The organism is Legionella sp. km772, assembly GCF_003989735.1.
GTDB lineage: Bacteria > Pseudomonadota > Gammaproteobacteria > Legionellales > Legionellaceae > Legionella.
The window spans coordinates 1-6,944 of record NZ_RZGQ01000152.1 but is presented as its reverse complement, the minus strand read 5'-3'; the positions used below and the strand labels follow the sequence as shown (position 1 = coordinate 6,944).

The following is a 6,944-nucleotide window of genomic DNA, read 5'->3' as shown; positions in this document are numbered from 1 at the left end:
AAAAACTCATTTAAATCACTTTGCTATTAAGTACAAATTGATTCTTAGAGCGAACCAGATTGCTTGGCAGGAGCTTAAAAATATGGCAGCTTAAAATTGACCGTGCGTAACATGAGTTTATAATCAAAAACGTGGTCCGAAGACCAGTTTAAATAAAAGCAAAACTGCCAAAGAAGGCCAAGGATTAATTAGGGGTTCCATTCCGGTCGATGTTCGTTTCACTCGGCTGGATAATGGAGTAGGCATTGGCCACGATCGCACCGATTTTGTAAATCTGGGGAGAGATATTCAGGATCCTGATTATCAGCACAGCATTGCACTACCGGTCACGATGCTAGATATTATTAGAGAGATATCTGCAGATGGAGATCTTGCAGTATTAAATTATTCTGACGGCAAACTCTGCTTAGCGTTTAAGCCTGGCAAAGGAGATCGCCATTTCAAAGGCCAATTTGTCATAGATCTTAATCAAGGTAGTGCAACGCCACTTTTTTATTCACGATTATGGGATCATCCCCGCTATCATTCCCTCTGGGATGAAGAAAAACAAGGTCTGGCTAAGCCCCCAGAACTACGGGATGTCCCCGATGAAATATACGAGCGAGCTACTCAGTGTTTGTTTAAAGTCTATTATCTTGAGCATCAAAAACCATTAAGGCCTGCTGCTGCCGCGGCAGTGGAAGATGAACCCTTAAAAGAAGTGTTGGTCTTTGCTAATACTCCTAAAACTACAGCTGGCTTATTAAAAGCCATTCGCGATAGTAAAATATTGGAAGAGCCTGGACTTGAAAAGGGACTAAGTATTTTTTTGGAGATGAATGAAACTACTCCCAAATGGGAAATCTTACATTTACTCACGAAGGAGCAGATTAAACAAGTTTATGATTTTGCAGGTTCTGCAGTAACTGGAGATTGGGATGGCTTGGCTTTAACTCATCCCTCCCCGCAGCAGTTAGACGGGTATCCCAAAGAAAAAATGCGTGTATATAATACTCTTAAACCTCACCAGCAAGGGGAGGATGAACGACAGGCCCTATGTGACGCCACCCGCGAATATTTTTATTTTTTGAAAAGGCTGTCCCCTGTCAGTAAAACAAAAGTAAATATTTTACTAGAACAAATAGAAAATCCAGAGCATTTGTTTGATGAGTTTGCGGTTAAACGAGCGGGTTGTATTACTCCCCATGAGTTTTTGTTTCTTCAATTGGTTAATTTTTCGTATAGAGATCCTCATAATTTAGCCTATGGAGAGGCGGTCGATATGGAGGTTTTGCAAGCTAGCCTCAATGCCGGGATTACCGCATTCAAAGGTTTAGCATCCACGGATAAGCCAAATGTAGAAGAGCTGTGTTGGCAAGCAGTTATCAAAGAAAAATTACGACTGGAACAAAATAAGACTAATCAACTATCCACAGCTTCTGATAGGGCAAATCTTCAAGAAAAAAATTACCCCATGAATCCTAAGTTATTCACCTATCTACGTAATCATTTAAGTATGGCTATTCAAAATGGGGGGCAAGCCTATACTTTACCTCATCCAGATCACGATTCGAACCTTCAAAATTTATTTCAACATGGGTTCGATATGCGCAACCCTTATGGCTCTAATTTAGATGGAGCCTGGTTGATGATCACTGAGGATGGAATTATATTATACGGCGAGAAACAAGAGCAGCTTATTGAGGTATTATTGTTCGAACATTTTTTAGAAAATAATTATATCGATATATCCCATGGAGCTGATATGAATGCAGGCTGGGGAGAAGTCATTAAAAAACAGATTGCACTAGGCCAAAGCATTCCCGAAGAGACTTTAGAAAAATTTTTAACCTGGCAGCAAGGACAACCCGCTTTTCAATCTTCTGCAGGTGCTGCTACTCTTAAGCAAGAAGGCTCTATTACTCTACCCGATGAATCAGAGACCTCGATTAACAGTCCGACAATCCACTTAACAAAATCATCAAAACATCTACTTTTTCAAAATCAATTACCTCCCCTGACCATTGACGAGGAGGATAAAGCGACGGCTATTGCTCTAATTAGCCCTAAAAATTAGTGTTAGTCCCGCTACTAACTCATCAGCTTAAGTTTTGTTACTACCCCGTTTATATTATTAATATAAACAACAGTTATTGCGGATAGATAGGCGATTTTATCTAATTAGATTAATACAATGCATTAGTTCGCTCACTCTACACTCAAACCTTAGCGAGTAGGTTTGATGTTGCTTGCGCAGCCTTAATGCTGTTTAGAATAAGAGGTAATTATTTTGCTAAAGATTGCGGTGATTGGTTGCGGGATTGCAGGGCCTGCGGCGGCTTTATTTTTACGGCAGTTGGGGGCAGAGCTTACTGTTTTTGATAAGGTGGCTAATTTATGCCCGGTGGGTGCTGGGTTTTTATTGCAACCTGCTGGCTTGGATGTATTACATCGCTTAGGCCTTGCCCAGAGTTTGATTGCCCAAGGTGCGCCGATTGTTGGTTTATATGGTCGCAATCATCGCGGTAAGGTGGTTTTAGATTTGCGTTATAAGGATTTAGTGGCGCATCACATAGGCTTAGGCATGCACCGTGCTGTGCTGTATAAAGAATTAATGCAGACCATGCAAGTACAGCAAATTAGGATTATCAATCCTTGCGAGATTGTAGGAATTGAACAAGCCTTGGATAAAGTTAATTTAAAAGATGCTGCTAATAAGGTTTATGGCCCTTATGATTGCGTCGTTATTGCAGATGGTGCGCGCTCTAATTTGCGAACCTTTGTCACTCTTAAAATCCAAGTTAAGCCCTATGAATGGGGGGCTTTGTGGGCTATAGGGCGTGATCAACAAGCTCAATTTTCCAAGGTCTTGGAGCAAGTATATAAACGTACTGAAATTATGTCTGGGATCTTGCCCATGGGTTATGATGAGGCGCACTGTTTATTGGTCAGTTTTTTTTGGAGCTTAAAAAAATCCTCCCTACAGCACTGGTTAGATACCCCTTTTAGGGATTGGATAAAGTATGTGACCTCAATATGGCCTGAGCTTGCAGATTTATTAGCGCAGTTTTCCAGCCATAAGGATTTTTCCTTTGCTTCTTACTATGACGTTCGGGTCTTCCCTTGGCATAAGCAAAGGGTGGTCCTTATTGGCGATGCAGCCCATGGGATGAGCCCGCAGTTAGGTCAAGGAGCTAATCTTGGTTTAATTGATGCTAAGGTTTTATTTGAATGCTGCAAAGGTGCAGATATCCCCACAGCCTTAGCTCGCTATAGCCAAGAGAGAAAATCCCAATTAGCTTATTACCAGCAAGCAAGTCGTTTTGTCACGCCATGGTTTCAATCATCGGCTTATCCGATGGGTATTCTGCGAGATTTAGTCCACGGTTTGTTGTGTAAAACCCCGATCATTAAACAACAAATGTTATTGACTCTCGCCTGCATGAAAACAGGCTACTTCAACGCGATGCCCCTTGATAGTTTCCAGGCTTTATTCGGCGATCAAAAAAAACCGCCCTAATTTAGCTTTTTTCTCCAGGCCCAGTATTTAAATAAGCTAACATCCAGGCGGCTTGCAAACGAGTTTTCAAATCTTGTGAATAAGATAACTCGCTTAATTGCTTAATTAAGGCTGGCGAAGAAAGAGCTTGGGCTAATCGGCAATAATAGCGAAATTCTCTACTAAATCCTGAACGGACTTTATTAAGTACAATTAAATTTAATTGTTCGATTTGTTGGGGTGAAAAAAGAGCTCTCTTAGTAAACACTAATTGTTTTAAGCGCTTGGTAAGAAATTCCTTTTTATAACCTGAAGAAAAGTAGAGCGGATTGGCGCATAAATAATTAATTGCTGTTTGAATTGCAGCAGCATCCCCTTCTTTTAATTTTATTAGATCAGGATATAACAGCGGATTACTGTGTCGCCGGCTCAATATAATTTTAAATTCATTACAGGAATCCAACCAGGCTTTATAGTGTTGAGCATCCAGATCCCGTTTTAAGAAATAGTCATCCATTCTTTTTTTGGCGTTTTCAATGTCTTGGGCCATAGAATAATAGTTGCTCACGAAATCCTCATCTTAACGCCTATAAAATGATTATAGCTGGCGCTCTGTTTTTATATAAAATTGATAGGAAATACAGGCTTGTACTTAAATTTGTCACGCTTACCCTTAGTGCCCTAAAAAACAATATAAATCTTGTGTTAAAATTATAATAATGAGCTTGATATTAAAAAGGATTTGGCCATGATTATGGATTTGAACTGGGTTGATGTGGGGTTTATCCTTTTTTTTCTCTTATCGATGCTTGCAGGTTTTATACGGGGCTTTATAAGAGGAGTAGTTTCCTTGCTCTTTCTGGTTCTCGCTACTTATTTAGCCATTAAATACGCCCCTCCTTTAGCTGCGCATTTTGCTAGTAGTACTGGGCAAGACCAAACCATCTCCTCATTAAGCTTGGTGTTTATTTTTCTTTTAATCTTTGTTTTTATTATTCTTATTGGGGCCATAATAAGTTATTTTTTAAATATGGCTTTTCAATTGAGCGGTTTAGGCTTTATCAATAGCTTTTTTGGCGGTTTATTTGGTCTGGTGCGCGCTTTCATTGTGTCGATTTTTATTATCTATGTTGTCCAATTAACTGCTGTAAGTAATAAACTATGGCAAGAGTCCCAATTCGTGCGCTATTGTCAGCCAATGACCGCATGGTTAGAAAAAAATTTCTCTCCTAGCTTAGAGGCCTTAAAGACAAAAATAAGCAAGCTGTCAAATACTGACTCTAAAAAATAACTCATTAGGAGGTGCTCCAATGAATTTCCAATTAATTAAGCAACCAAAAAATTTAACTTTAGCTAAGGATTATCGCGATCGAGAATATTGGGCTTTGTCCTGCTTAGAGAATTAATATGGAAGCCAAAGTCCCCGTTTATAACCTTGACCTACTTGAGCAGGTTATCAATACACAAAATCTCTTAGCTAGTGCACATTTTGACCTCCAAGACTTCATGGAATTAGTCACCCATAAAATTCAAGAACTAACTTTAGCTACGGGAGCTGTTATTGAGTTAGTCGAGGATGAGTCCATGGTCTATCAAGCAGTCGCAGGAAGTGTGAGTCTATACCGCGGATTAAAACTACCAAGAGCGCATAGTATTTCTGGCCTTTGTCTTAGGCAAAATAAGATTTTAATTGCTCGAGATACAGAAAATGATCCACGAGTTAATTTAGAGGCCTGCCGTAAAGTTGCCGCCCGCTCTTTAGTGGTGGCTCCTTTAGTTTATTCCGATAAGGCCGCCGGGGTCATTAAAATAGTATCTAAATATCCGGATGCCTTTAATGAGTTACACGTAAAAATTTTGGAGTTAATGGCAGGATTTATCGCCTCCGGATTAAAAACGCAACTCTTATTTGAAGAAAAAGCCAATACGATAAAAAAATTAAAAAGCACCCAAGCTCGGTTGGACCGCATGACTAAGCACGATTTTTTAACCAAACTTCCTAATAGAAAATTTTTTGATACGGTCTTACTTCATGCCATGGACAAAGTAAAACGAAGTACAGGGTTAATTGCATTAATGTTTTTGGACATCGATCATTTTAAATGGATTAATGATAATTTAGGCCATCCAGTAGGCGATAAATTACTGGTAAAATTCGCCTCTTTTCTTAAGAAAAATGTTCGTAAATATGATTTTGTTGTACGATTGGGGGGAGATGAATTTGTTATTCTATTTGATGATCTTAGTGCAAAAGAAGATGCTATTAGCATTGCGGAAAAAATAATTAACAAATTAAGTCGCACAGTCCTTTTGGAAAACCATCCACATGCGATTTCTACTAGCATTGGTATTGCCCTTTATCGAGGTGAGTCTCTTTCTCCTGCAAGCTTAGTAAAGCAAGCTGATGACGCTTTATATCAGGTGAAATTGGCCGGGAGGAAGGGCTTTAAAGTCTACGGTGATGTAGACTAGTTTCTTAACTGATAGCCTAGTGAGCTTATTAATTTAGAGAACAAAAGGAAAATGCTATGGCGAGCTTTAAAGAATTTATCCTCCGAGGGAATGTGGTGGATTTAGCGGTAGCTGTGATTATCGGTGCGGCATTTAGCGGTATTGTTGATTCGATGACCAAAGATATTATAACTCCTCTTCTGGGAATAATGGGGGGGCAGCCTGATTTTTCCGCTTTGAAACTCGGTCCGCTTGCTATTGGTAATTTTATTAATGCCATTCTCTCATTTTTAATTAAAGCATTAGTGCTTTACTATGCCATAGTTAAACCGTCAGCCGCATTATTCAAGCGGTTTAATTCACCGGCAGTGAAAAATAAAGAAGTTGATGTTTCCGTTGAATTACTTAAGGAGATTCGTGATTTATTAAAAGAAACAAAGTCTACCTAAGTAAGATGGTTTTTTAAGCGAGCCAATATATTGAATTACTACCACCTTAAACGAACAGAGGGGTGGAAATAAGGGTGCTGGGGCAAGTTTGAGTCCTTTAGTAACACGACCAACCCCTCCCGGGGGCCCTAGTGATTATTGGGTCGAGAAGCATGAGGATATGGAGTAAGTTTATTTAATAGAGTAACTTAGGAAGGAAAAATGGCTACTGCATCGGTTAAAAAAGCGACCCTGTATCGCATGGTACTACCTAATCATCTTTGTCCTTATGGCTTAAAAGCTAAAGATTTATTACAACGTCAAGGTTATCTTGTGGACGATGTGTGGTTAACGAGTCGTGAGCAAGTTGATGCGTTTAAATTGGAGCAGCAAGTTAAGACCACCCCGCAAACCTTTATCAATGGGGAGCGGATTGGCGGTTATGATGAGCTATGCCGTTTTTTTGGTAACTCATGTTACGCACATAAACTTGTAGTTTGACTAAAAAGCATTAGAATTCCGCCCTTAATTTTAGGGAGGGAATTAAATGGATATGCTTGATCTTTATAGTGATTATTTGATTTTCC

The 6,944-nt window shown here is 39.4% G+C and carries 6 protein-coding genes and 1 pseudogene; 6 read left to right on the top strand and 1 reads right to left on the bottom strand.

Annotated elements, in window-relative coordinates; translation table 11 throughout:
- Nucleotides 1-331: 331 nt before the first annotated feature.
- Both ELY15_RS12355 and ELY15_RS12350 read left to right on the top strand, forming a co-directional pair.
- On the top strand, nucleotides 332-2,056 hold the full coding sequence (locus ELY15_RS12355) for a hypothetical protein (RefSeq protein WP_127100477.1): 1,725 nt from the start codon (nucleotides 332-334) through the stop codon (nucleotides 2,054-2,056).
- A 213-nt stretch (nucleotides 2,057-2,269) separates the two neighbouring features.
- Nucleotides 2,270-3,499: an NAD(P)/FAD-dependent oxidoreductase gene (locus ELY15_RS12350; RefSeq protein ID WP_158617479.1), complete on the top strand. Its 1,230-nt coding sequence runs from the start codon at nucleotides 2,270-2,272 to the stop codon at nucleotides 3,497-3,499.
- 1 nt (nucleotide 3,500) lies between these two features.
- On the opposite strand, the gene ELY15_RS12345 is transcribed toward ELY15_RS12350, so the two are convergent.
- Nucleotides 3,501-4,046 carry a hypothetical protein gene (locus ELY15_RS12345; RefSeq protein WP_127100473.1) on the bottom strand — a complete coding sequence of 182 codons (546 nt, stop codon included), beginning with the start codon at nucleotides 4,044-4,046 and terminating at the stop codon, nucleotides 3,501-3,503.
- A gap of 180 nt (nucleotides 4,047-4,226) precedes the next feature.
- Here ELY15_RS12345 and ELY15_RS12340 point away from each other — a divergent pair, with 180 nt between their 5' ends.
- From ELY15_RS12340 to ELY15_RS12325, 4 genes and pseudogenes are all read left to right on the top strand, one after another.
- Complete coding sequence (locus ELY15_RS12340; protein WP_127100471.1) at nucleotides 4,227-4,769, top strand: CvpA family protein; 543 nt, start codon at nucleotides 4,227-4,229, stop codon at nucleotides 4,767-4,769.
- 116 nt (nucleotides 4,770-4,885) lie between these two features.
- A complete protein-coding gene (locus tag ELY15_RS12335; protein ID WP_127100469.1) occupies nucleotides 4,886-5,950 on the top strand; it encodes a sensor domain-containing diguanylate cyclase in 1,065 nt (354 codons plus the stop codon).
- A gap of 56 nt (nucleotides 5,951-6,006) precedes the next feature.
- Nucleotides 6,007-6,378: a large conductance mechanosensitive channel protein MscL gene (gene mscL, locus ELY15_RS12330; protein ID WP_127100467.1), complete on the top strand. Its 372-nt coding sequence runs from the start codon at nucleotides 6,007-6,009 to the stop codon at nucleotides 6,376-6,378.
- A gap of 201 nt (nucleotides 6,379-6,579) precedes the next feature.
- Nucleotides 6,580-6,825: pseudogene (locus tag ELY15_RS12325) on the top strand (glutaredoxin domain-containing protein); the annotation flags it as partial.
- Between the last annotated feature and the right edge of the window lie 119 nt (nucleotides 6,826-6,944).